This window comes from Cupriavidus basilensis (genome assembly GCF_000876015.1).
GTDB lineage: Bacteria > Pseudomonadota > Gammaproteobacteria > Burkholderiales > Burkholderiaceae > Cupriavidus > Cupriavidus basilensis_B.
Map to the genome: position 1 here is coordinate 82207 of NZ_BBQM01000028.1, position 24542 is coordinate 106748.

General features: G+C 69.3%; 24 protein-coding genes. 16 read left to right on the forward strand and 8 right to left on the reverse strand.

Annotated elements, in window-relative coordinates; all coding sequences use genetic code 11:
• Window positions 1–89 precede the first annotated feature (89 nt).
• Complete coding sequence (locus KF708C_RS29590) at window positions 90–4037, forward strand: DUF748 domain-containing protein (RefSeq protein ID WP_059415041.1); 3948 nt, start codon at window positions 90–92, stop codon at window positions 4035–4037.
• Window positions 4038–4122: 85 nt separating this feature from the next.
• Window positions 4123–4308, forward strand: a complete 186-nt coding sequence (locus KF708C_RS29595) for a rubredoxin (RefSeq protein WP_020206294.1) — start codon at window positions 4123–4125, stop codon at window positions 4306–4308.
• Window positions 4309–4412: 104 nt separating this feature from the next.
• Here the strand turns inward: KF708C_RS29595 and KF708C_RS36550 are convergent, their stop codons facing one another.
• Together KF708C_RS36550 and KF708C_RS29600 are read right to left on the reverse strand one after the other, a co-directional pair.
• Entirely contained in the window at window positions 4413–4589 is a 177-nt protein-coding gene (locus KF708C_RS36550) for a hypothetical protein (protein ID WP_020206295.1), read from the reverse strand.
• Between the two features lie 62 nt (window positions 4590–4651).
• Window positions 4652–4834 carry a hypothetical protein gene (locus KF708C_RS29600; RefSeq protein ID WP_006163669.1) on the reverse strand — a complete coding sequence of 61 codons (183 nt, stop codon included), beginning with the start codon at window positions 4832–4834 and terminating at the stop codon, window positions 4652–4654.
• Between the two features lie 390 nt (window positions 4835–5224).
• Between KF708C_RS29600 and KF708C_RS29605 the strand changes: the two genes are divergently transcribed.
• The 7 genes from KF708C_RS29605 to KF708C_RS29635 all read left to right on the forward strand — a co-directional run bounded on the left by KF708C_RS29605 (window position 5225) and on the right by KF708C_RS29635 (window position 11973).
• Window positions 5225–5728 (forward strand): hypothetical protein, encoded by a 504-nt coding sequence (locus KF708C_RS29605; RefSeq protein ID WP_059415045.1) that lies wholly within the window; start codon window positions 5225–5227, stop codon window positions 5726–5728.
• A 260-nt stretch (window positions 5729–5988) separates the two neighbouring features.
• Window positions 5989–7176 (forward strand): cytochrome c oxidase subunit II, encoded by a 1188-nt coding sequence (locus KF708C_RS29610; protein WP_059415051.1) that lies wholly within the window; start codon window positions 5989–5991, stop codon window positions 7174–7176.
• 17 nt (window positions 7177–7193) lie between these two features.
• Window positions 7194–8948 (forward strand): cytochrome c oxidase subunit I, encoded by a 1755-nt coding sequence (gene ctaD, locus KF708C_RS29615; protein WP_059415054.1) that lies wholly within the window; start codon window positions 7194–7196, stop codon window positions 8946–8948.
• The gene (locus KF708C_RS29620) at window positions 8945–9601 is read left to right on the forward strand and encodes a cytochrome c oxidase subunit 3 (protein ID WP_059415056.1); all 657 of its coding nucleotides are present in this window, start codon (window positions 8945–8947) and stop codon (window positions 9599–9601) included. Before ctaD ends, KF708C_RS29620 begins: the two co-directional genes overlap by 4 nt.
• A gap of 32 nt (window positions 9602–9633) precedes the next feature.
• Complete coding sequence (locus tag KF708C_RS29625; protein ID WP_020206301.1) at window positions 9634–10329, forward strand: heme-copper oxidase subunit III family protein; 696 nt, start codon at window positions 9634–9636, stop codon at window positions 10327–10329.
• An 8-nt stretch (window positions 10330–10337) separates the two neighbouring features.
• Complete coding sequence (locus tag KF708C_RS29630) at window positions 10338–10700, forward strand: cytochrome C oxidase subunit IV family protein (RefSeq protein WP_020206302.1); 363 nt, start codon at window positions 10338–10340, stop codon at window positions 10698–10700.
• A 46-nt stretch (window positions 10701–10746) separates the two neighbouring features.
• Window positions 10747–11973 carry a DUF2252 domain-containing protein gene (locus KF708C_RS29635; protein WP_020206303.1) on the forward strand — a complete coding sequence of 409 codons (1227 nt, stop codon included), beginning with the start codon at window positions 10747–10749 and terminating at the stop codon, window positions 11971–11973.
• Between the two features lie 444 nt (window positions 11974–12417).
• Here the strand turns inward: KF708C_RS29635 and KF708C_RS29640 are convergent, their stop codons facing one another.
• The gene (locus tag KF708C_RS29640) at window positions 12418–13845 is read right to left on the reverse strand and encodes an NAD-dependent succinate-semialdehyde dehydrogenase (protein WP_020206846.1); all 1428 of its coding nucleotides are present in this window, start codon (window positions 13843–13845) and stop codon (window positions 12418–12420) included.
• 155 nt (window positions 13846–14000) lie between these two features.
• Window positions 14001–14801, reverse strand: a complete 801-nt coding sequence (locus KF708C_RS29645; RefSeq protein WP_059415058.1) for an IclR family transcriptional regulator — start codon at window positions 14799–14801, stop codon at window positions 14001–14003.
• A gap of 159 nt (window positions 14802–14960) precedes the next feature.
• Between KF708C_RS29645 and KF708C_RS29650 the strand changes: the two genes are divergently transcribed.
• Genes KF708C_RS29650 through KF708C_RS29660 form a run of 3 tightly spaced genes read left to right on the forward strand, consistent with a single transcriptional unit; the run spans window position 14961 to window position 17513 of the window.
• Complete coding sequence (locus KF708C_RS29650) at window positions 14961–16139, forward strand: CaiB/BaiF CoA transferase family protein (RefSeq protein ID WP_020206844.1); 1179 nt, start codon at window positions 14961–14963, stop codon at window positions 16137–16139.
• A 19-nt stretch (window positions 16140–16158) separates the two neighbouring features.
• On the forward strand, window positions 16159–16764 hold the full coding sequence (locus KF708C_RS29655; RefSeq protein WP_059415060.1) for a cysteine dioxygenase: 606 nt from the start codon (window positions 16159–16161) through the stop codon (window positions 16762–16764).
• A complete protein-coding gene (locus KF708C_RS29660; RefSeq protein WP_059415192.1) occupies window positions 16761–17513 on the forward strand; it encodes an enoyl-CoA hydratase/isomerase family protein in 753 nt (250 codons plus the stop codon). Before KF708C_RS29655 ends, KF708C_RS29660 begins: the two co-directional genes overlap by 4 nt.
• A 78-nt stretch (window positions 17514–17591) precedes the next feature.
• Here KF708C_RS29660 and KF708C_RS29665 read toward each other — a convergent pair whose 3' ends face one another.
• Window positions 17592–17933: a hypothetical protein gene (locus tag KF708C_RS29665; protein ID WP_020206841.1), complete on the reverse strand. Its 342-nt coding sequence runs from the start codon at window positions 17931–17933 to the stop codon at window positions 17592–17594.
• Window positions 17934–18217: 284 nt separating this feature from the next.
• On the opposite strand from KF708C_RS29665, the gene KF708C_RS29670 reads away from it, so the two are divergent.
• Window positions 18218–19765, forward strand: a complete 1548-nt coding sequence (locus KF708C_RS29670) for an MATE family efflux transporter (RefSeq protein WP_059415062.1) — start codon at window positions 18218–18220, stop codon at window positions 19763–19765.
• 14 nt (window positions 19766–19779) lie between these two features.
• On the opposite strand, the gene KF708C_RS29675 is transcribed toward KF708C_RS29670, so the two are convergent.
• Both KF708C_RS29675 and KF708C_RS36155 read right to left on the reverse strand, forming a co-directional pair.
• The gene (locus KF708C_RS29675) at window positions 19780–20325 is read right to left on the reverse strand and encodes a MarR family winged helix-turn-helix transcriptional regulator (protein ID WP_059415064.1); all 546 of its coding nucleotides are present in this window, start codon (window positions 20323–20325) and stop codon (window positions 19780–19782) included.
• Between the two features lie 208 nt (window positions 20326–20533).
• Entirely contained in the window at window positions 20534–20779 is a 246-nt protein-coding gene (locus tag KF708C_RS36155; RefSeq protein WP_156174018.1) for a hypothetical protein, read from the reverse strand.
• Window positions 20780–20951: 172 nt separating this feature from the next.
• On the opposite strand from KF708C_RS36155, the gene KF708C_RS29680 reads away from it, so the two are divergent.
• The 3 genes from KF708C_RS29680 (at window position 20952) to KF708C_RS29690 (ending at window position 23454) form a co-directional block, all read left to right on the forward strand.
• Window positions 20952–21413, forward strand: coding sequence for a tripartite tricarboxylate transporter TctB family protein (locus tag KF708C_RS29680; protein WP_020206838.1), 462 nt, complete (start codon window positions 20952–20954; stop codon window positions 21411–21413).
• 13 nt (window positions 21414–21426) lie between these two features.
• A complete protein-coding gene (locus KF708C_RS29685; protein ID WP_059415066.1) occupies window positions 21427–22929 on the forward strand; it encodes a tripartite tricarboxylate transporter permease in 1503 nt (500 codons plus the stop codon).
• A gap of 222 nt (window positions 22930–23151) precedes the next feature.
• Window positions 23152–23454 (forward strand): helix-turn-helix transcriptional regulator, encoded by a 303-nt coding sequence (locus KF708C_RS29690; protein ID WP_020206914.1) that lies wholly within the window; start codon window positions 23152–23154, stop codon window positions 23452–23454.
• Between the two features lie 144 nt (window positions 23455–23598).
• On the opposite strand, the gene KF708C_RS29695 is transcribed toward KF708C_RS29690, so the two are convergent.
• Window positions 23599–24381, reverse strand: a complete 783-nt coding sequence (locus KF708C_RS29695; protein ID WP_059415068.1) for a DUF4397 domain-containing protein — start codon at window positions 24379–24381, stop codon at window positions 23599–23601.
• Between the last annotated feature and the right edge of the window lie 161 nt (window positions 24382–24542).

Genomic DNA, 24542 nt, shown 5'->3' on the forward strand with positions numbered 1-24542 from the left:
ACCGCGGTATCGGGCGATATCGGGCGGGTATCGGGATATTCAGGATATTCGGGGTAGCGGGGTAGTGGGGTCGAACTCTCTAGGATCACATGGCAATCAAGTTCTCCATGCAGGCGGTGACCGCCACGCCCCGGCGCAGGGCCGGCGTGCGGGTGGCCGGCGGCATCGTGGCGGCGCTCGCGGTATTCGGGCTGGCCGGTTATTTCGGCGGGCCGCCGCTGATCAGGTCCATCGCGGCAAAGCAGGCCAGCGAGGCGCTCGGGCGCAAGGTCACGATCGGCGGCGCCCAGGTGCGGCCGTTCTCGCTGGCGGTCACCGTGTCCGACCTCACCATCTACGAGCCGGACGGCACCACGCCCATGCTGACGCTGGGCGAGGCGCAGATCGACGGCGCCATCGCCTCGCTGTGGCACATGGCCCCGGTGGTGGACGCGGTGCACATCGACCGGCCGGCGCTGCGCCTGGCGCGCGACGCCAGCGGCCGCATGAGCTATGCCGACATCGAGGAGCGCTTCGCCGCGCAGCCGCCCTCGCCCAAGTCCGAGCCGGCGCGCTTCTCGATCAACAACATCGCCCTGACCGGCGGCAGCGTGGTGTTCGACGACAAGCTGCTCGGGCAGACCCAGCGCGTCGACAACCTCACCGTCACGCTGCCGTTCCTGTCCAACCTGCCGCATGACGTGGAGATCGTCACGCGGCCCTCGCTGAGCGCGCGCATCAACGGCTCCGCGCTGGCGCTCGACGGCACCATGCTGCCGTTCGCCGCCTCGCGCGAGACGCACCTGAACCTCAATCTCGACGGGCTGGACCTGCCGCGCTACATGGCGTTCGCGCCCGCGCTCAAGGACGCCGAGGTCAAGGGCGGCCTGCTGGACACGCGCCTGACGCTCGGCTTCATCCAGTCCAAGGACAAGCAGGACGTCTTCCTGGCCGGCACGGCGGCGCTGCGCGAGGCCGACATCCGCAAGCACGACGGCTCGCCGCTGGTGAAGGCCGGCCGCGTGGCGCTCGACATCGACCGCATCGAGCCGCTGGCGCAGAAGGCGCACCTGCGCAACGTGACGGTGGAAGGGCTGGCCGTGAACGCCACGCGCCGCGCCGACGGCACGCTCGACCTCGCCCAGGCTTTCCTGCCGCAGGCCCCGGCGGCCCCGGCGGCCACGCCGGCCACGGCACCTGCGGCGGCGCCGGCTTCCGCGCCGGCCGCCAAGGCGGGCCCGGCCTCGGCACCCGCCGCGGCCGGCATCGCGCCGCCGCAACCGGCAGCGCAGCCGGCACCGAAGCCGTGGTCCTACGCGGTCGACCAGATCAGCGTCAAGCAGGCCAGCCTCGCGCTGCGCGACGAGCTGGCTCCCTCCGGGCCCGGCACGCTGGCGCTCGGGCCGCTGGACGCCGAGGTCGCGGGCCTGTCGGGCGACAGCGACAAGCCGGCCAAAGTGCAGGCCAAGCTGGGCCTGGGCGAAGGCCAGAGCCTCAGCCACGAAGGCGAGCTGACCCTGCGCGGCGGCACCATGACCGGCACGCTGCAGGCCAGCGGCGTGAAGCCGCAGGGGTTTGCCGCGTGGTGGCCGGCCGAGCTGCGCGCGCAGCTGGGCGACACCGCGGTCAACGCCGAGCTGCACTACAAGATGGCATGGGGCGGCCCGGAATTCGCGTTCGCGCTGGACAAGTCGCGCGTGGAACTGGCGCCGCTGTATGTGGCCACGCGGGAGCCGGTGGCGGTGCCCGCCGCGGGCGCCGGCAACGCCGGCAGCGCGCGCCGCGCGCGCGCGCGCACGGACAACGACGACGACACCGCCAGCCTGCCGGTCATGCGCGCCGAGCGCGTGGCGCTCGACGACATCGGCTTCGACCTTGCCGGGCATACTTTCAGCGCCGGCGAGCTGGTGGTGGCCAAGCCGCAGGTCGCGCTCACGCGCGACCACCGCGGCGAACTGCTGGAGAGCGCGCGTCTGTGGGCGGCGCAGTCCGGGCAGAAGGCCAGCCAGCGCTCGGCCACGGTCACGGCCAAGGCGGCGCGGCCAGAGAGCCCCGCGGCCGCCAGGCCGCTGCCGTGGAAAGCCCAGCTGGGCAAGTTCGCGCTCGACGGCGGCAGCGTGCGGCTGACCGACTACGCGCCGGCCGCCGCCAACCGCGACCGCCCGGTGATCCACCAGTACCGCAACATCAGCCTCGGCACCGGCGCGCTGCAATGGCCGCTGGCGCCCGGCGCGATCCCGCTCAAGTTCAAGGCCGAGAGCGGCCGGCGCGGCGTGATGGCGCTGGACGGCACGGTGCAGCCCACGGCGCCGGCGGCGCAGGTGCAGGTGGACCTGCGCGAGATCGACCTGGCGCCGCTGCAGCCCTACCTGGCCGACCGCTTCAACGCCGCGCTGCGCGGCGGCACGGCCACCGTCAAGGGCCGCCTGGGCGTGGACGCGCCCAGCGGCAAGCCGATCGCCGCGCGTTTCGCCGGCAATGCGCAGCTTGGCAACGTGCGCACCGTGGACCGCGTCACCGGCGACGATTTCCTGCGCTGGCGCTCGCTGGCCGTCAACGGCATCGACTTCGTCATGGACGAGTCGAAGGGGCCGATGAAGGTGGGCGTGGGCAGCGTGGCGCTGTCCGATTTCTACGCGCGCGTGATCCTCAACGCCAACGGCCGCCTGAACCTGCAGGACGTGATGGCGGGCGGCGCCGCCAAGGGCGAGGCCGCGCCGAGCACCAGCCTGACGCAGGCCAACCCGGCCTCGGCGCCGCCGGCCAGCGCGCCGGCCGCCGCGCCCACGCCGGCACCGGCCCCGGCGCCCGTCGCCACGGCGGCGGCCAAGCCGCAGATCCGCCTGGGCGGCGTGACGGTGAGCAAGGGCAACATCAATTTCTCGGACTTCTTCGTCCGGCCCAACTACACCGCCAACCTGACCGACATGAAGGGCTCGGTCTCCAAGGTGTCCTCGACCGATCCGGCGCCGGCCGACCTCACGCTGGCGGGCCGCATCGACGACGACGCGCCGGTCAACATCGACGGCAAGCTCAACCCGCTGGCCGACCCGCTCTACCTCGACATCGCCGCCAAGGCCGCCGGCGTGGAGCTCACGCGCCTGACCCCCTACGCGGCCAAGTACGCCGGTTATCCGATCACCAAGGGCAAGCTCACGGTGGACGTGGCGTACAAGATCGAGAACGGCAAGCTCGATGCGAGCAACCACCTCTACCTGGACCAGCTCACCTTCGGCGACAAGGTCCACAGCCCCACGGCGACCAAGCTGCCGGTGCTGCTGGCGGTGTCGCTGCTCAAGGACCGCAACGGCGTGATCGACATCAACCTGCCGGTCTCGGGCTCGCTGTCGGACCCCGAGTTCAGCATCGGCGGCGTGATCGTGCGCGTGATCGTCAACCTGCTGACCAAGGCCATCACCTCGCCGTTCTCGCTGATCGCCTCGGCCTTCGGCGGCGGCGGCGACGAGCTGGGCTACGTCGAGTTCCCGCCCGGCACCGCCACGCTCACGCCGGCGGCCAGGCAGAAGATCGACACGCTGGGCAAGGCGCTGGCGGACCGCCCGTCGCTGCGGCTGGAGATCAGCGGGCGCATCGACCCGGCCACCGACATGGCCGGCGCGCAGCGCGCCTGGCTCGACGCGCGCGTGGCCGAGCAGAAGTCGCGCGACCTGCGCTCCAGCGCCCGCCAGGGCGGCGTGGCGGACGACAGCGAGGAAGGCGAGCAGGGCGCCAAGGTGACGGTGTCGCAGCAGGAATATCCGAAGTACCTGGAGGCGGTCTACAAGCGCGCTTCGTTCAAGAAGCCGCGCAACGTGATCGGCCTGGCCAAGTCGCTGCCGACGCAGGAGATGGAAAAGCTGCTGCTGGAAAACGCGCCGGTGACCAACGTGGAGCTGCGCCAGCTTGCCGAGCAGCGCGCGCTGGCGGTTAAGCAGTCGCTGGAGCGCGACGGCAAGGTGCCGGAAAACCGCCTGTTCCTGACCGCGCCGAAGCTCGACACCGAGGGCATCAAGGACAAGGGCGCGCCCAACCGGGTGGACTTCGCCATCCGCGACTGAGGCGGACTGCTTTCCCCGCGGCGGACGCCGCCGCGGGCCGAAAAGCTTGTATGATCTGGCCCGGAATCGAAAACAGGAGTGCGTTTTGCAGCAGGAAGTCGTTGCCTACAAGACCTGGGTCTGCCTGATCTGCGGCTGGGTCTATGACGAAGAACAAGGCTGGCCGGAAGACGGCATCGCCCCCGGCACGCGCTGGGAGGATATTCCGGAAGACTGGCGCTGCCCCGAATGCGACGTGGGCAAGGGCGAGTTCGCCATGATCGAGATCTGACCGCCGGCACGGCGGCGACAGCGATCAAGCAACCAGGCGATCAAGCGATCAAGCGATTAGGCGACCTAGCGGCTACAGCGCTACGTTGACTACGGCCGCCGCGTTCAGGTCAGGCCCGGCGGCTGGCGCCGCCGCATCTCCCGGCAGATACCGGCGCGGCGCCGGTGCTGCGCGCAGCGCCGGTAGCGCATGCGATAGGGATGGCTGCAGCGCCAGATCGCCGCGACCACGGTGAGCAGCAGCAGCGCCGCCATCATGGCGGCCAACAGGCCAAGCGTCATCGCGGCCTCCTTCCCCTCGGCCATCTCCCGAGCCGGCTGGCGCGCGATGCGTCCGCCGGCGCTCAGATCAGCAACGGCAACGCTTCGAGCAGGGCCACCGCCAGCAGGGCTCCGAAGATGGCGCCCGCCGCGCGGCAACTGATGCGCAAGGCCCGGGCCGTAAACGGAATCCCGCCGAAAGCGATCATGCCAACCAGCGCCATCGGGATCAGAAAAACAAGATCATGTGACGTGAAGTGCAGCATGGCTGTCTCCTGTCTCTCTACTTGTGTTTCCAGTATAGAAAGTGTCGCGGGGACGCCAAGCTCGATTAAGTGGGGGTTGTCACCTAAGCGGCACGCACCCGCTTCGCCGCGGTCCGCACGCTGCGCCGCAACATCGCCGGCGGACGCCGCCGGGCCTGCCTTGCGCCGCCGGAAAGGCAGGGCGCCGCCACGGCCGCGGCAAGTACCGCGGCTGCCACACGCGCCGCCGGCAATGCGCGGCATGCCACGCGCCGCGCGCATATTTGCATGCGGCCGGGCCGACGGACCGGCCCGCCTGTCCTATGCTGACCAGTATGCAGGCCGGACCCGCAAGCGGGCCGCGGCGCCCGTGATGGCGCCACTGCAGCAACCAGCGTATCGGAGGTGGCTATGGAACTTCACATGCAATCGCACCATTACGTGCGTCGCCTGCCCGACTGGATGGCGGCGGCCGTGTCCGGCCTTGCGGCCGGCGCGCTGCTGATGGTGGTCGAGCTGTTCTGGTCCACCATGGTGGCCGGCGTCAATCCGTGGGGCACCACGCGCATGATCGCGGCCATCGTGATGGGGCCGGACGTGCTGCAGACCTCCCTGTTCAGCGTGGGCACGGTGGCGGTGGCGCTGGTCATCCACTTCGTGCTGGGCGCGGTGCTCGGCATGATCCTGGCGGTCATCATCGCGCCGTTCCACTTCGACTCCAGCGCCGGCATGGTGCTGCTGACCGGCGCGGTGTTCGGGCTGGCGGTCTACCTGATCGACTTCTATGGCATGACGCGCTTCTTCTCGTGGTTCGCCGACGCGCGCGGCTGGCACACGCTGGCGGGCCACCTGATCTTCGGCATGACCGCGGCCATCGCGTACTGGAAGCTCGAAAACAAGGATGTATCGCACTGAGCACGGGCCACGCGGCGCGTTTTCGGCCTTGCGCATTGCCACTACACGGGCGGCGCGGCCCACCGGCGGCGAAGGACGGTCCAGGCCTTCCTTCGCCGCTTTTTATGCGGCGCCCGGCGCGCCTGCGCGCCGCGCGTTTGTGTGGCAGTGCACCCAAAGCGATGCGGGCGGCGCCTTGCACCGGGCGGACCACATGCACTAGGCTTATCTCAACCTTGCGCTGAGTTCGCGGTCAGCCATGCGCGGGGGGGAGGGTCGGTATGGCGCTCGCCATTGCACTCGTCGTCATCGTCGTCGCTTCGGTGCTCTTTCATTTACTGAGCCCGTGGTGGGCGACCCCGCTTGCTTCGAACTGGAAGCAGATGGACGACACGCTGACCATCACGCTGGTCGTCACCGGCATCTTCTTCATCGTCATCAACCTGTTCGTCGGCTACATCGTCTGGCGCTACCGCCATCGCCAGGGCGCGCGCGCCGCCTACCAGCCGGAAAACCGCAAGCTCGAACTGTGGCTGACCGCCGGCACCACGCTCGGCGTGATCGTGCTGCTGGCGCCGGGCCTGTTCGTCTACGCCGAATACGTGCGCCCGCCCGCCAACGCGATGGTGCTCGAGGTGGTGGGCCAGCAATGGCAATGGGGCTTCCGCTTTCCCGGCCAGGGCGGCCAGCTCGGTACTTCGGATGCGCGCTTCGTCTCGGCGGACAATCCGCTCGGCGTGAACCCCGACGATCCGCGCGGGCAGGACGACATCATCGTGGCCGCGTCCGAGGTGCACCTGCCGCTGAACCGCCCGGTCAAGGTGCTGCTGCGCTCCAAGGACGTGCTGCACGACTTCTACGTGCCGCCGTTCCGCGCCCGCATGAACATGGTGCCGGGCATGGTGACTTCGTTCTGGTTCACGCCGACCAGGGCCGGCACCTTCGAGATCCTGTGCGCGCAGCTTTGCGGCGTGGGCCACTACAACATGCGCGGCAAGGTGGTGGTGGAGGACGACGCCGCGTTCCAGGCCTGGCTGGCGCGCCAGCCGACCTTCGCCCTGACCATGCTCAAGACGCCCGCGCCGGGCGCGGTGGCGGCCGCCGGCGGCGCGCCCGCCGGCACGCTCGCGGCGCAGGGCCGCGCGCTGGCGCAGAGCAAGGGCTGCATCGGCTGCCACAGCATCGACGGCAGCGTCGGCGTGGGGCCGAGCTGGAAGGGCCTGTACGGGCGCAGCGAGACCTTCGCCGACGGCAGCAGCGCGAGGGTGGACGACGGCTACCTCAAGACCGAGATCACCGAGCCGCAGCAGCGGCTGGTCAAGGGCTTCGGCCCGGTGATGCCGAAGATTCCCCTGAGCGAAGAGGAAGTGAGCGCGCTGGTCGCCTACATCCGCGCCAACGGCGCGCAGGATGGCGCCACGCAGGCGGGCGCCGGTTCGGGCGCCGCATCGGGCGCGGCAGCCCGGTAAGCTGACAGGAGCAGCCAATGGCCTACGCCGACCACGACATCCACGGCCCCACCAGTTTCTTCACCCGCTACATCTGGAGCCAGGACCACAAGGTGATCGCGGTGCAGTACACGCTGGTCGCCATCTTCGTTGGGCTGATCGGCGTGCTGCTGTCCAACCTGATGCGGCTGCAGCTCGGCTTCCCGGGGCATTTCGCCTTCATCGACGCCAACCGCTACTACCAGTTCGTCACCATGCACGGCATGATCATGGTGATCTACCTGCTCACCGCGCTGTTCCTCGGCGGCTTCGGCAACTACCTGATCCCGCTCATGGTGGGCGCGCGCGACATGGTGTTCCCGTTCCTCAACATGCTGAGCTTCTGGGTCTACCTGGTGTCCGTGCTGGTGCTGCTGGCGAGCTTCTTCGTGCCGGGCGGGCCCACCGGCGCGGGCTGGACGCTCTATCCGCCGCAGGCCATCCTGCCGGGCACGCCCGGCTATCAGTGGGGCATCATCCTGATGCTGGTGTCGCTGCTGATCTTCATCGCGGCGGCCACGATGGGCGGGCTCAACTACGTCACCACCGTGCTGCAGGCGCGCACCGAGGGCATGACGCTGATGCGCATGCCGCTGGCCGTGTGGGGCATCTTCATGGCCACCATCCTGGCGCTGCTGGCGTTCCCGGCGCTGTTCGTCTCGGGCGTGATGATGCTGCTCGACCGCACGCTGGGCACCAGCTTCTTCATGCCGGCGATGGTGTCGATGGGCCAGCATCTCGACTACAAGGGCGGCAGCCCGCTGCTGTTCCAGCACCTGTTCTGGTTCTTCGGCCACCCCGAGGTGTACATCGTGGCGCTGCCGGCCTTCGGCATCGTCTCCGACCTGGTGAGCGTGCATTCGCGCAAGAGCATCTTCGGCTACCGCACGATGGTGTGGGCGATCCTGGCCATCGGCGTGCTGTCGGTGGTGGTGTGGGCGCACCACATGTTCGTCAGCGGCATGAACCCGTACTTCGGCTTCTTCTTCGCCACCACCACGCTGATTATCGCCATTCCCACCGCGATCAAGGTCTACAACTGGGTGCTCACGCTGTGGCGCGCCGACATCCACTTCACGGTGCCGATGCTGTTCGCCATCGCCTTCATCAGCACCTTCGTCATCGGCGGGCTGACCGGGCTGTTCCTCGGCAACGTCAGCGTGGACATCCCGCTGTCCAACACGTATTTCGTGGTCGCGCACTTCCACATGGTGATGGGCGTGTCGCCGATCCTGGTGGTGTTCGGCGGCATCTACCACTGGTACCCCAAGGTGACGGGGCGCATGCTCAACGATACGCTGGGCCGCGTGCATTTCTGGATTACCTTCGTCGGCACCTATGCGATCTTCTTCCCGATGCACTACCTCGGCGTGCTCGGCATGCCGCGGCGCTACTACGCCTACGACAACTACGCCTTCATTCCCGAGTCGGCGCACGTGATGAACGCCTACATCTCGGTCGCGGCCTTCATCGTGGCCGCGGCGCAGCTGGTGTTCATCTTCAACCTGGCCTGGAGCGTGCGGCATGGCCGGCCGGCCGGCGCCAACCCGTGGCGCGCCGCCTCGCTGGAATGGCAGACGCCGCGGACCCCGCCCGCGCACGGCAACTGGGGGGCCGAGCTGCCGGTGGCGTACCGCTGGGCCTACGCCTACAGCGTGCCCGGCGCGAGCGAGGACTTCATCGCGCAGAACGCGCCGCCCGAAGCCGGCGGTGCCGAGCCCGAACCGCACCCCAGCCGAGGAGCCGTGGCATGAGCGTGAACCTGATCTACCGCGCCGACGGCGGCGGCGAGCGCCGCGGCGGCCCCGGCCCCGGCGACGTGGGCCGGCAGCGTGCCGGCCCGGCGCCGGCCAGCACCGGCCTGTGGGTGTTCATGGGCGTGGTGTGCTCGCTGTTCGCGCTGTTCATCACCGCCTACGCCATGCGCATGGATTCGCCGGACTGGCACGCGGTGGCGCTGCCGTGGCAGGTGTGGCTGTCCACCGCGCTGCTGGCGGCGGGCAGCGCGCTCATGCTGGCGGCGCCGCGCGCCGCGCGCGCGGGCCGGCTGTCGCGCGCGCGCCGCGCGCTGCGCTGGGGCGGGCTGGCGGCGGCGGCCTTCGTCGGCTCGCAGTTGTGGGCGTGGCAGGCCCTGCTCGCCATCCACGTGGTGCCGGCCAACAACCCGGCCGGCAGCTTCTTTTTCCTGCTGACCGCGATGCACGGCCTGCACGTGCTGGGCGGCCTCGCCGGCTGGGCGCTCGCCATGCGCGCGCCGCCGGGCACGTTCATGGCGCGGCGCACCGCGCTGCGAATCACGCTGTGCGCGCGCTACTGGCATTTCCTGCTGGCCGTGTGGCTGGTGCTGCTGGCCGCGCTCGGCTGGCTGACGCCGGAATTCGTGCGCTTCATCTGCGGCCGCGGCTGAGCGCCGGGGCCAACGCCGAGGGAGGTAAGCCGATGTCATCGCAACCCGTTTCTTCCGCCGCCGCCGCGGGCGCGCCGGCGGCGGCCGGCTGGCGCGGGCTGGTGGCCGACTGGGGTTCCGACCAGCAGGCCTTCCGGGTGTCGTGGGGCAAGGCCATGATGTGGATCTTCCTGTTGTCCGACACCTTCATCTTCAGTTGCTTCCTGACCGGCTACATGACGGTGCGCATCGCCAACACCGTGCCGTGGCCGAACCCGAGCGAGGTCTTCGCGCTGCACGTCGGCAACGCCGAGGTGCCGCTGTTGTTGATCGCCATCATGACCTTCGTGCTGATCAGCAGCAGCGGCACGATGGCGATGGCGGTGAACTTCGCCTACCGGCGCGACCGCGCGAAATGCGCCGCGCTGATGTTTGCCACCGCGCTGTTCGGCGTGGCCTTCGTCTCCATGCAGGCCTTCGAATGGACCAAGCTGATCATGGAGGGCGTGCGCCCGTGGGGCAACCCGATGGGCGCGGCGCAGTTCGGCTCCGCCTTTTTCATGATCACCGGCTTCCACGGCCTGCACGTGAGCTGCGGCGTGGTCTACCTGCTGGTGGTGGCGACCAAGGTGCTGCGCGGGCGCTACGAGGCCGGCGGCAACTACCAGATCGTGGAGATCGCCGGGCTGTACTGGCACTTCGTGGACCTGGTGTGGGTCTTCATCTTCGCGCTGTTCTATCTCTGGTGAGGCTCGTCATGGCCACCTCGACGTCTTCCGCCGCGCCCGCCAGCCCCGAGGCCGGGCACGGCGCCCAGCACGGCCAGCAGCATCCCATCGGCCTGTACCTGAAGATCTGGGCGCTGCTGTTCGTGCTCTCCACGCTGTCCTACCTGGTGGACTACTTCCATTTCGAGGGCTACCTGCGCTGGACGCTGATCCTGCTGTTCATGGTGATGAAGGCCGGGCTGATCGTCGCCGTGTTCATGCACATGGCGTGGGAGCGGCTGGCGCTGATCTGCGCGATCCTGCTGCCGCCGCTGTGCCTGCTGGTGCTGGTCGGGCTGATGGCGGCCGAGGCCGACTACACGTTCCTGCTGCGCGGCACGTTCTTCCACTAGGGCGCGGAGGTACACTTGGCGGGTTGCCGGTCCACCAGAGGAAGCCATGCACCCTGCCACGGAAGCCATCCTGATCTACAACCAAGGCCGCGATCCCGAGCGGCTCACGCGCAAGCTGGCCGCCATCGCGGCCGATCCGTTCGCCTTCCTGCGCGGCACCAACCATCTCTACGCCGCGGCCGTGGGCGGCGAGGCGGCACTGATCGAAGCGCCCGTGACCTACGTCTGCGGCGACCTCCACCTGGAGAACCTGGGCAGCTTCAAGGGCGACAACGGCCTGGTCTACTTCGACCTCAACGACTTCGACGACGCCCTGGTCGCGCCGCTCACGGTGGACCTGGTGCGCCTGCTCTCCAGCCTGATGATCGCCGCGCCCCAGCTCGGGCTGTCGGACGCCGACGCGCGCGCCGGCGCCGAGCGCATGCTCGACACCTACGCTGCCGTGCTGGCCTCCGGCAAGCCGCGCTGGGTGGAGCGCGCCACCGCCACCGGCATGGTCGCCACGCTGCTGCGCCGGGTCAAGCGCCGGCGCCGCGGCGAGCTGCTGGCCGAGCGCACCGTGCGCGGCGGCGGCAAGCGCCGCCTGCTGGTCGACGGCAAGCACGCGCTGGCGCCGCTCAAGGGCCAGCGCAAGCGCGCCGCCGCCATCCTGCGCGAGTTCGGGCAGCAGTCGAGCCACGGGCGTTTGGTCTCCGACGATGCCGCGCGCCGCATCGCCGGCGTGGGCAGCCTCGGGCTCGAGCGCTACGTGGTGCTGGCCCACAATGGCGACGACCGCGCGGCCCAGCGCCTGGTCGACATCAAGCGCGCCGCGCCCAGCGCCTGGAAGAGCATCCCGCTGCGCGCGCAGCCGCGCTGGCAGAGCGAGGCCGCGCGCGTGGTGCAGATCCAGCACGCCATGCAGGCGGCCTCGCCGGCGCTGCTGTCGGCGGTGACGATGGATGCTTCATCCTACGTGGTCAAGGGACTGCAGCCGACCGCCGACCGCGTCAACATCGGCCCGCACACCGGGCGCACGCAATTGCGCGAGGTGTTGCTGACGATGGCGCGTGTTGCCGCGTGGGCGCACCTGCGCGGCTGCGGGCATGAGGCGGCGGACCGGATCGAGCAATTGCAGGAATTCGCGGCCGGCAGGCACTGGCGTGCGCCGGTGCTGCGGCTGGCGCGGCATGGGTGTGAGATGGCGCAGAAGCAGTGGAGGGATTTTGCGGAGGATTATCGGGTGGCCAGGGGGAGGGAGGGGAGTGGCTTAAGGTCGAAGTCGAAGGCTTGACGTCAGCTGCTTGACTTCAAAGTCAAAGTCAAAGTCAAAGGCTTTCGCGCCCCCGGCGCGACCTACTTTCTTTTGTCCGAAAAGAAAGTAGGCAAAGAAAGCGGACTGCCTGGCCGGCAGGGGCAGAAACGTTGGGGTTTCTGGTTGTTGGTGGTTTCGTGGTGGGGTTTGTGGTTCTGCTGGCATCCTGCCGTTACCGGTGCGGGCGGCCACGACTTTGCTGGCGGTGTTGGTTTCGCGGTCAGACCTATGATGGCGAGTGCACTGCTTGTTCAGGCATCTGCCGTTACCGGTTTTGGCCGCCGCTACATAGCACCCTCATGGTTTCGTGGTGGGCGTGGTGGGTCGGGGCGCTGGGGCAGGGCGAGACGCTAGCCCAGAAAAGACAAGGCCCGCAGGTTGGCCGCTTGCAGCCAACCTGCGGGCCCACTTTCACGCGCGCTGTCAGACCTGCGTGATGAACTTGGTCACGAGGTAGCCATCGAAGGTTTCCTGGCCGCCTTCGCTGCCGATGCCGGAGTCCTTGATGCCGCCGAACGGCGTTTCGGCCAGTGCCATGCCGAAGTGGTTGATGTTGACCATGCCGGCTTCGAGGCCGTTGGACACCAGCGTCGCGGTCTTGAGCGAGTTGGTGAACACGTAGGAGGCCAGGCCGAACGGCAGGCTGTTGGCGCGGCGCAGCACTTCCTCGGCGTCCTTGAAGCGCGTCACCGGCGCGACCGGGCCGAACGGTTCGTCGACCATCAGCTTGGCGTCGTCGGGCAGTTCCGTGACCACGGTGGGCGCGAAGAAGAAGCCCTTGTCGCCGATGCGCGAGCCGCCGGCGACCACCTTGCCGCCGCGGTGGCTGGCGTCGTCCAGGAACTGTTCCATCGAGGCGATGCGGCGCTCATGCGCGAGCGGGCCCATCTGGGTGCCGTCTTCCAGGCCGTCGCCGACCTTGACCGAGCCGATCACTTCGGTGAAGCGCGCGAGGAACTTGTCGTAGGCCTTTTCCTGGACGTAGAAGCGCGTCGGCGAGACGCACACCTGGCCGGCGTTGCGCAGCTTGAAGCGGGCCAGCATCTCGGCGGCCGGCTCGATGTCGGCGTCGTCGAACACCAGCACCGGCGAGTGGCCGCCGAGCTCCATCGTCACGCGCTTCATGTGCGCGCCGGCCAGCGCGGCCAGCTGCTTGCCTACCGGCACCGAGCCGGTGAACGAGATCTTGCGCACGATCGGCGATTCGATCAGGTAGGTGGAGATCTCTCCCGGCACGCCCCACACGATGTTCAGCACGCCCGGGGGCAGGCCGGCGTCGTGGAACAGCTGGGCCAGCGCCACCACGGCGCTGGGCGAATCTTCCGGGCCCTTCAGGATCAGCGTGCAGCCCGCGCCCACGGCCGCGACGATCTTGCGGATGGCCTGGTTGAACGGGAAGTTCCACGGCGTGAAGGCGGCGCACACGCCGATCGGCTCGCGCACCACGAGCTGGCGCACGTTGGGCTGGCGCGGCGGGATCACGCGGCCGTAGATGCGGCGGCATTCCTCGGCGTGCCATTCGGCATGCTCGGCGCAGACCATGACTTCGCCCACGGCCTCGGCCAACGGCTTGCCCTGGTCCAGCGTGATGTTGCGGCCGATGTCCTTGGCGCGCTCGCGGCTCAGCTCGGCCACGCGGCGCAGGATCTTGGAGCGCTCCAGCGGCGAGGTCTTCTTCCAGCTTTCGAAGGCGCGCTGCGCCGCGGCCAGGGCGCGGTCCAGGTCGGCGCGGCTGGCGTGCGGCAGCTTGCCGAGCACTTCCTGGGTGGCCGGGTTGATGACGTCCTGCTCGCGCCGGTCCCCTCCCTTGATGAATTCTCCATCGATGTAGAGGGCGAGATCCTGGTACATGCCTTTTCTCCTGATTGTTGTGAGTGCGGCACTCCGGGGCGGTGGTGCCGCAGGTTGGCCGGGGCGATGACCGCCCGGGCCGGGAATTCCTGGCCGAAGCCGCAAGCTTAGCGCGTCGGGCCGATATCTGCAGCCCCCGGGCGCCGCCCGGCCGCTCAGCCGCGCCGCAGCGTGGCCATGCCGCGCGCGGCCAGCGCCAGCGCGCCGTGGCGCGCGCCGCCGCCGAGGCTGTCGGAGATCTCCGCCGCGGCGCCGCGCACCAGCTCGGCGAAGGCCTTGATCCGCTGCGGGCGGAAGCGCTCGGCGGGGCCGGACAGGCCGACCGCGGCGATCACCTGCCCATTGCCGTCGCCGATCGGCGCGGCCACGCCGCAGACGGTCTCGCGCCACTCGCCGCGGTTGACCGCGTAGCCCTGCTTGCGCACCCTGGCCATCTCCAGCAGGAACTGCGCGGGGTCGACGATGCTGTTGGGCGTGGACGGCACCAGCGCGGCCGACATCCGCTGCAGCGCGGCCTCGGGCTGGAACGCCAGCATGGCCTTGCCGGTGGCCACGCAGTGCGCCAGCGCGCGGCCGCCGATCTGCGTATAGGCGCGCACCGGGTTGGCGCTGTCGATCTTGTGCACGTAGACCACCTCGCCGCGGTCGAGCACGGACAGGTGGACGCTTTCGCCGCTGGCGTGCATCAGCTTGTCCATCCACGCCTCGGCATGGCGGCGCAGGTCCAGCCGCGCCAGCACCGCGGAGCCCAGCTCCCACAGCTTGATGGACGCGCTGTAGCCGGTGCCGGAGGCATCGCGGATCACGTAATTCATGTCGGTGAGCGCTTGCAGCAGGCGGTGCACGTTGCTCTTGGCCAGGCCCATGTGGGCGGCGATCTCGGTCAGGCCGAGCGGGCGCTCGCTGTGCGCGAGCAGCTCGACCACGCCGAGCCCCTTGATCAAGGTGTTGTTCATGGGCGCGATGCCTCCGGCGGCGGCGGTGAGGGACCGGACAATGTCCGCGCATATGCGGGCAGCGCATATGCGTTCTCAAATGTGGAACGATAGTACCGTATTTGGCAACGTCCCTATAATCCTCGCATCTTCCATGCATATCTTCCCGGTACTTTCCCGATGAGCGATCTCCCGCAACACGACCTGCCGCTGCTGGGCGTCAAGGTGGTGGAATTCTGTACCGTCGCAGCCGGCCCGTTCTGCGGCATGCTGCTGTCCGACATGGGCGCCGAGGTGGTCAAGGTCGAGCCGCCCGACGGCGACACCCTGCGCCAGTGGCCGCCGCTGTCGGACGGCTACTCCGAGAATTTCGCCTCGCTCAACCGCAACAAGCAGTCGGTGGCGCTGAACCTCAAGGACCCGGCCGACCTCGCGCTGGCGCGCAGCCTGATCCTCGACGCCGACGTGGTGATCGAGAACAACCGCCCCGGCGTGATGGACCGGCTGGGCTTGGGCTACGCCAGCTTTCGCGAGGACAAGCCCGGGCTGGTGTACTGCTCGGTGTCGGCTTACGGGCAGAGCGGCCCGCGCGCCGGCGAGGGCGGTTTCGACCTGACCATCCAGGCCGCCGCCGGCGTGATGAGCGTGACCGGCGAGCCCGGCGGCGCGCCGGTCAAGTGCGGCGTGCCGCTGGCCGACTTCGCCTCGGGCCTGTACGGCGCGTTCGCCATCGCCAGCGCGCTGGCGCGCGTGCGCGCCGGCGGCGCCGGGGCCCACATCGACGTGCCGATGTACGGCTGCACGCTCGGCATCGCCGCGCTGCAGACCAGCGAGTATTTCGGCAACGGCCGCAGCCCGGCCAAGCTCGGCTCGGCCCATCCGCGCAACGCGCCCTACCAGGCCTTCCAGGCGGCCGACGGCTATTTCGCCATCGCCGCCGGCAACCAGAAGCTGTGGCTGGAAGTGGTGCGCGTGGTGGACCTGCCGGCGCTGGCGCAGGACGCGCGCTTCGCCACCACGCGCGACCGCGCCGCCAACCAGGCCGCGCTCAAGGTCCTGCTGGAGGAGCGCTTCGCCACGGCGGGCGTGGACCACTGGATCGCCGCCTTCAACGCGGCCGGCGTGCCGCATGCGCGCATCAACGACTACGCCGCCGCGCTGGACGATCCGCAGGTCGAGCACATGGACTGGGTGCGACCGCTGACGCTGCCGGGCGGCCACCGCACGCGCACCTTCGCCTCGCCGCTGCGCTTCGACGGGCAGGGCCTGCCGATCCGCCGCGACCCGCCCGCGCTGGGCGAGCACAATGCGGCGATCCGCGCGCACTACGAGAGCGGCGCCGCCGGCGCCGACGCCTGACCTGCCTGGAGACACGGACATGAGCAACAACATCGAGCGGCTGCGCGAATTCGTCGCCACCGTCAGCCGCGTGGTGACGCAGGCCGAGCGCGACGGCAGCGGCGAGGCGGACGTGCTGGCGCAGGCCACGGCGGCGCTGTCGGCGCTGGTGGCGCACGACGACTGGCTGCCCGAGGAAATGGCGCGCCCGCATCCGGTCTACTACCAGCAGCACCTGCTCTACGGCGATCCGCTCGACCGCTTCTCGCTGGTCAGCTTCGTGTGGGGGCCGGGCCAGCAGACGCCGGTGCACGACCACACCGTGTGGGGCCTGATCGGCATGCTGCGCGGCGCGGAGATCGACCAGCGCTACCGCGTCGAAGGCGGGCGCCTGGTCGCCGACGGCGAGCCGGCGCTGCTGTCGCCGGGGCAGGTGGCGGCGGTTTCTCCCACGCTCGGCGACGTGCATCGCGTGCGCAATGCGTTCGACGACCGCGTCTCGGTCAGCGTGCATCTCTACGGCGGCAACATCGGCCGCATCCGCCGCCATGTCTATGCCGACGACAGCGGCGCCACCAAGCCGTTCGTGTCCGGCTATTCCAACGCGCTCGTGCCGAACCTGTGGGCGCCGGAGCCGAAGGCATGAGCGAAGGCCAGGACATCCTGCTGATTGCCCGTGAAGACGGCGTCACGCGCCTGACGCTCAACCGCCCCGCGCGCGGCAACGCGCTCTCGCGCGAACTGGTGGCGGCGCTGTCGGCGGCGGTGGAGACCTGCCACCGCGACGGCACGCGCCTGCTGGTGCTGGAGGGCGCGGGCCGGCATTTCTGCACCGGCTTCGACCTCGGCGACCTCGACGCCGAGAGCGACGATTCCCTGCTCGCGCGCTTCGTGCGCGTGGAGCTGCTGCTGCAAAGCGTGCATGCCGCGCCGTTCGCCACGCTGGCGCTGGTGCAGGGCCGGGCGATGGGCGCGGGCGCCGATCTCGTGGCCGCCTGCGAGCAGCGGCGCGTGGAGGCGGGCAGCAGCTTCGCGTTTCCGGGCGCGGCGTTCGGGCTGGTGCTGGGCAGCGCGCGGCTGGCGCAGCTGGTCGGCGCGGCGCGCGCGCGCGAGTGGATCACCGGCGGCGGCGCGTTCGCCGCCGAGGCGGCGCTGGCCAGCGGCTTCGCCACCGGCGCGCTGGAGACCGGCGCAGCGGCGCGCGCCGCGGTGGTGGCCGAGCTCGCGCAGCGCGCGCGGCGGCTGGACCCCGCCACCCAGGCGGCCATCCATGCCGCCACGCGCGACGGCGCGGACAGTGCGGCGCGGCAGCTTGCCGACCTCGTGCATTCCGCCGCGCGGCCCGGCATCAAGGCGCGCATCGCGGCCTATCGCGCCGCGTCCGCCGGCGGCTGAGCCGCACGGCGTTCGGGCTGGCACATGAGTGCCCCGGGGTGTCCCCGGGGCATTTTTCATGGGCCGGATGCGGCGCGGTCAGTTCCGCGTCGAGCCGCCCGACAGTTCCTGCCTGGCCGCCGCGTCGTTGGCCTTCTTTTCCGCGCTCCTGACCTGCTTCGCGGATTTCACGTCCTGCTTGTACTCGCGCTTCGCGGCCTTCCTGGTGGCGTTGTATTCGTCCGATGCCTGCTTGTTGGCCTCGCGGCGCTGCACCAGCGGGTCCTTGGGCGGCTCGACCTGGGTCATGCCGGGCGGCACGGCGGCGTTGGCATTGTCCGCGGGCATGGCCGGGGCCTGCGCGAAGGCGGCGGCGCACAGCAGGCCGGCGGAGGCGGCGGTGGCAACTTGCAGGAAGCGGATGGGCTGGTTCTTCGACATGGCGGGTCCTCGCTGTTGGTGGATCGGTACAGATGCTGGCCGGGGACGGCGGTCCGAGGCATTCCCCCGGCTTGCGCATTTCACCCCTGTTTGACCGGCGTTTTTCGCCGCGCGTGCCCCGATCCGGACATCTGCTTACAATTGGCCTGCCGTCCGACAGACGGCCACCGACAAGACCTGTCGGCGGAGTGTGAGATAGTGGCCAGCGGGGGCGCACGGCCTCCGCCCGCGCACCCCGCGCGGGCACAAGAAACCACCAAGAACAGCACGAGACAGGCCGCGACATGCCGACCAGACACAAAGCGCAACTACTGACCACCGGCCCGATCGGGCGCACCCTGCTGCTGTTCTCGCTGCCCGTGCTGGGCAGCAACATCCTGCAGTCGCTCAACGCGTCGATCAACTCGGTGTGGGTGGGGCACTTCCTCGGCGAGGCGGCGCTGACCGCCACCTCCAACGCCAACATCATCCTGTTCTTCCTGCTCGGCGTGGTGTTCGGCATCAGCATGGCCAACACCATCATGATCGGGCAGGCGGTGGGCGCGCGCGACCTCGACGAGGCGCGCCGCGTGGTGGGCACCAGCACCGGCTTCTTCGTCGGGCTCTCGGTGCTGGCATCGGCGCTGGGCTACATCTTCACGCCGGCCATCCTCGCGGCGATGGACACGCCGGCCGACGCCAGGCCGCTGGCCGAGAGCTACCTGCGCATCATCTTCCTGGCGCTGCCGTTCATGTATTTCTACAACTTCGTGATGATGACGCTGCGCGGCGCCGGGGATTCGCGCACGCCGTTCTACTTCATGCTGTTGTCGGTCGGGCTGGACGTGGCGCTCAACCCGCTGCTGATCTTCGGCATCGGGCCGCTGCCCGGGCTCGGCATCGCCGGCTCCGCGCTGGCGACGCTGATCGCGCAGCTGGTCAGCCTCGCGGCGATGCTGGCGGTGCTGTACCGCCGCGGCCATTTCCTCGCGCTGCGCCGGCACCAGCTGGGCTACCTGCGCCCGGACTTCGCCATCCTGCGCGCGCTGGTGGCCAAGGGCCTGCCGATGGGCCTGCAGATGGTGGTGATCTCGTCGTCGGCGATCGTGATGATGTCGCTGGTCAACCGCTACGGCTCGCAGACCACGGCCGCCTATGGCGTGGCGTCGCAGTTGTGGACCTACGTGCAGATGCCGGCGCTGGCGGTGGGCGCGAGCGTGTCGTCGATGGTGGCGCAGAACGTGGGCGCCGGCCTGTGGGAGCGGGTGGCGCGCATCACGCGCGTGGGGCTGCTGTTCAACCTGCTGATGACCGGCGCGCTGGTGGGCCTGATCTACCTGTTCAACCGCCATTCGCTGGGCCTGTTCCTGCCCGACGACGGCACCGCGATCGGCATCGCGCAGCATATCAACGCGATCGTGCTGTGGTCTTTCATCCTGTTCGGCTTCACCATCGTGCTGTTCGGCACCGTGCGCGCCACCGGCGCGGTGATGGCGCCGCTGGTGATCCTGTTCGTCTCCATGTGGGTGGTGCGCCTGCCGTTCGCCTCGCTGCTGGCGAGCGACTATGGCGCCGACGCGGTGTGGTGGAGCTTTCCGCTGGGCTCGGTGGTGTCGGTGACGCTGGCGGTGGCTTACTACCGCTTCGGCAACTGGCGCGCCAGCCATATCCTGCCGGTGACGCCGGCGGCGCCGGCCCCGCGGCAGGAGTTCGCGCCGCAGGCGCCGGACACCAGCATGGGCACGCCGTGCGAAGAAGCCCTGAGCACGGCGGGCGCCGGCGAGGATGCCGACGAGGTGGCGGCGCTGGCGCAGGCCGCCGCCGGCGCGCCCGCCCGGCAGCACCCGCGCTGAGCGCCGGCGCCGAGTCAGTCGCCGGCCGTTTCCGTTTCCGCGGCGCCGTCCACGTCGGTGCCGCGCGCCAGTCCCGCCAGCCAGCGCCGCACCACTTCTTCCTCCTGCGCCGACAGCCCCGCGCGCAGGTGCGCCTCGTTGTGCAGCGCGCGTTCGCGGCAGCCTGCCAGCAGCGTCTCGCCGGCCGGCGTCAGCACGATGTTCTGGATCCGGCCGTGCACCGGATGCGGCTGGCGCCGGATCGAGCCGGCCTTCTCCAGGTTGGCGACGATCACGCTGACGGTCTGCGGCGTGAGCAGCGCCAGCCGGGCGAGGTCGGCATTGGACAAGCCGGGATAGGCGCCCAGCATGGTCAGCACCACGAACTGCGGCGGGGTGGCGCCCAGGTCGGCCAGCGCGCGCTCCAGGCGCAGGCGGTTGGCGGCGCCGGCCTGGCGCAGCAGGTAGCCGAGATAACCGGCCTCGCCGCGCTTGCCCTCGCCGGGGCGGGGAATCGCCGGGGCGGTGGCGGCCGGGTCGGTGGCGGCGCCCGCGTGGGCTGGCCGTGCGGTCTTGCTCATGGTCGTCCGGGTTTGGGTGAAAGGCATGGAAGGGGGGGAAGCCGTGGCGCCGGCTGGCGCGCGTATTCGTGCTCTGAGATTATCGCAGAGCCGGCGCACCGCCGGCCTGCCGCCGCATATTGCCGCCCGCCGCCACCTGAAAGGCAATCGAAAGCTCTGTCTGTCATCGTGCGCCCGTGGTCGGGGTGGCAGCGTCGTGCGCCGCCTTTCAATCAGCTTTCAACGCGGCCGCCGCGCGGCTTCCGGCGCATGCCGGCGCCGCGTCGTTCCCCGCGTGACTTCCCGCGCCACGTCCCGCGCAGGCGCGCTTCGCCTGCGCGCCGCCGGCATCGCCGCCAGCCACGCGCCCGCATCCGGCGCGCGCGCGATTTCTCCCTGTTTTCCCGCCGATTTCGCCCGATTCGTGAAAATGGATCACGTCGTGATATTTGTCGTTTGTGGTGAAGTTCCTCATGCATCGGTGATTACCCCTAAGTCAAGACAAATGAAAGCAAGCTGAAAGATCGCCTCTCTAAGGTTGCATCCATCCTGCAGGAGAGCCTTCACACCTGCCGATCAAACCGTCTGCGCATGCAAGAGCCTGCGCGCGCAGCCGGATGCTTTCACGTACTTTGAGGAGAATCGTTTTGCGCATACGCAGCCAAAAGGACTTTGCCTCCGGCCTGATGTTCGTCCTGGTCGGTCTGGGCTTTTCCTGGGTCGCTCGCGGCTATTCCATGGGAACTGCCGCAAAGATGGGCCCCGGATATTTTCCGTTCCTGCTCGGGCTGGTACTGGCCGTGCTGGGCGCACTCGTGTTGATCGGCTCGCTGTCGAGCAAGGGCGAGGAAGACCAGCTCGCGCGCTGGGACCTGAAGACCCTGCTGTGGATCCTCGGTTCGGTGGTGCTGTTCGGCCTGCTGCTCAAGCCGCTCGGCATGGTGCTGTCGGTGTTCGTGCTGGTGCTGGTGTCGTCGATGGCCAGCCATGAATTCAGCTGGAAGGGCGCCCTGGCCAACGCCGTGGTGCTGGTGCTGATCAGCATGGGCGCGTTCGTCTACGGCATCAACCTGCAGATGCCGGTGTGGCCTGCTTTCATTACCGGTTAAGGAGTCGGCCTCAATGGAATTGTTCGATCACCTTGCCCTGGGTTTTTCCACGGCACTGTCACTGCAAAACCTCGCATACGCCTTCCTGGGCTGCGTGCTGGGTACCCTGATCGGCGTGCTGCCGGGCCTGGGGCCGCTGGCCACCATCGCCATGCTGCTGCCGGTGACCTACACGCTGCCCCCGGTGGCGGCGCTCATCATGCTGGCCGGCATCTATTACGGCGCGCAGTACGGCGGCTCCACCACCGCCATCCTGGTCAACCTGCCCGGTGAATCGTCGTCGGTGGTGACCACCATCGACGGCTACCAGATGGCGCGGCGCGGACGGGCAGGGGTGGCGCTGGCCACTTCCGGCCTGGGCTCGTTCTTCGCCGGCTGCGTGGCTACCCTGATCCTGGCCGCGTTCGCCACGCCGCTGTCGGAACTGGCGTTCAAGTTCGGCCCCGCCGAATACTTCTCGCTGATGGTGCTGGGCCTGATCGGCGCCGTGGTGCTGGCCTCCGGCTCGCTGCCCAAGGCCGTGGCGATGATCGTGCTGGGCCTGCTGCTGGGCCTGATCGGCACCGACGTGAACTCGGGCGCCGCGCGCTTCTCGTTCGACATCCCCGAACTGACCGACGGCATCGACTTCGTCGCGCTGGCGATGGGCATGTTCGGTTTCGCCGAAATCGTGGCGAACCTGGAACAGAAGGAAGACCGCGAGACCTTCACCGACCGCGTGACCAACCTGTGGCCGACCAAGGAAGACTTCAAGCGCATGGCGCCGGCGGTGCTGCGCGGCACGCTGCTGGGTTCGGCGCTGGGCATCCTGCCCGGCGGCGGCGCGGCGCTGGCCTCGTTCGCGGCCTACTCGCTGGAAAAGAAGACCTCCAAGTACTCGCATGAGTTCGGCAAGGGCGCCATCGAAGGCGTGGCTGGTCCGGAATCGGCCAACAACGCGGCCGCGCAGACCTCCTTCATCCCGCTGCTGACGCTGGGCATTCCGCCCAACGCCGTGATGGCGCTGATGGTGGGCGCGATGACCATCCACAACATCCAGCCGGGCCCGCAGGTCATGACCAGCAACCCCGCGCTGTTCTGGGGCCTGATCGCCTCGATGTGGATCGGCAACCTGATGCTGATCATCCTGAACCTGCCGATGATCGGGATCTGGGTGAAGCTGCTGACCGTGCCTTACCGCTACCTGTACCCGGCCATCCTGGTGTTCTGCGGCATCGGCGTGTACTCGGTCAACAACCAGACCTTCGACGTGTTCATGGCGGCCGGCTTCGGCATCATCGGCTACCTGTTCCTGAAGCTCAAGTGCGAACCGGCGCCGCTGCTGCTCGGTTTCGTGCTCGGACCGATGATGGAAGAAAACTTCCGCCGCTCCCTGCTGCTGTCGCGCGGCGAGTTCACGGTGTTCGTGACGCGCCCGCTGTCGATGGGCCTGCTGATCGCCGCCGCCGCGCTGGTTGCCGTCGTGGCGCTGCCGTCGATCAAGGCCAAGCGCGAAGAAGCGTTCCAGGAAGAATAGTTTTCGAAGCCCCCGTACCGGTGCCGCCATACGCCGGTACGAACAACGCAAGATTCGGGGTGCCTCGCGCACCCCGCTTTTTTTTTGCAGGGCGCGTTCCGGCTCCCGCCGGCACGCTCGCAGTGAACCTGCCCGGCTGCGCTTGGCAGTGCCGGGCCTGCGCAAGATGATCCGCTCCATTCAGCTCTATCGCGTCACTGGCTGGCGCGCCGCGGGCGCCGCATGAAGACGCCGGCGCTGGACCGCCTGGTTTCGCGGTTGTACATCCTCAAGCTCGTCCAGGCGAGTCCGTCCACCGTACTGACCCTGGTCGAGCGCCTGCGCGAGCACGGCATCGACAACAACATCCGCTCGCTGCGCCCGATCCTGCGCAGCTTGCTGATCGCGCGCGCGATCACGGCGGAACTGGTCGAGGGCAGCGGCCGCGTCTACTGCATCACGGACAGCGGCAAGGACGAACTGGACAAGTACCTGTCGCACCTGGACGTGCTGCAAGGCGACCTCGAGCCCGCCCCGGAGCGCTAGGCCCCGGGCACCGGCGCGCCGCGCGCGCCGCTGGCAAAAAAAAGCGGGAAGACCCGCCTGCCGGATCTTCCCGCCTGGCACGCCCCGGTGACGGCGATCGCGCCGGCCGGGCTGCCGCGTTCCCTTCTCTTCCCTTTTCCTTCCCTACTGCGAGACCAGTTCCTGCGCGTCGCCGGCGCCGGTGCTCGACTGCGCGACCAGCACCTTGATCCGGTTCGGCACCAGCGCGCCGATGCCGTCGACCGGGATCGTGGTGATCAGCCAGTCGGCGTTGTTGCCCAGCGTGAGCGCGCCGGAATCGAAGATCACGGTCTTGGTGCCGGCGGTGGTGATGCGCAGGCGATAGGTGCCGCCGTCCAGATAGAGCGAGTCCTGGCCCGTGGCGGGGTTGGCCGTCTTGTAGCCGACCGCCGCCATGTTCGGCGAGACCGCGTTGAGGTCGGCCGCCGGCGTGGTGACGTAGACGTCGATGTTCTGCGCGTTGAACGAGGCGTTCAGGGTGCGCACGCGGGCCTTGTCCGACAGCAGGCTCTTGTCGTACGGGTCGTCGATGGTGAGCACCTCGGCGGCGGTGGCGCCGGGCAGCGCGACCACGGTGTACTTGTGGCCGGTGTGGGCGTCCACGGCGGCGCTGCCGAGCTGCGTGCTGGTGTTGGTGACGTTGAACGCGATCAGCTGCGATCCGGTGTCGACGTCGAAGTAGTTCGACACGAATTTGTAGGGCTCGTTGAGGAACGCGGTCTTGGTGCCGTTCTGCAGCACGTCGAGGTTCGGGCCGCCGGTGATGGCGTGGATCACGCGCACCGACGGCTTGCTGATGCCGAGGCGGTCGTCGATGCCATCGTCGCCGCCGCCGCCGCATGCCGACAACACCGCGCTTGCCGCCAGAGCAAGGCCCACTAGCAGGCCGGATTTGGAAAGCTTCATGAATGCCCTCTTCTTGCAGGTGAGTGAGAGAACCCGTGGCGGTCGCGGCCCATTGCCGCAGGCGGATGTTCCCGCGCGCCACGCTGCTTGTTCAGGCGTGTTGCCGCGGCGTTCGCCGCCCGCTGGAGAGGATGCGAAACCGCGCCTGCCGTGATGCAACG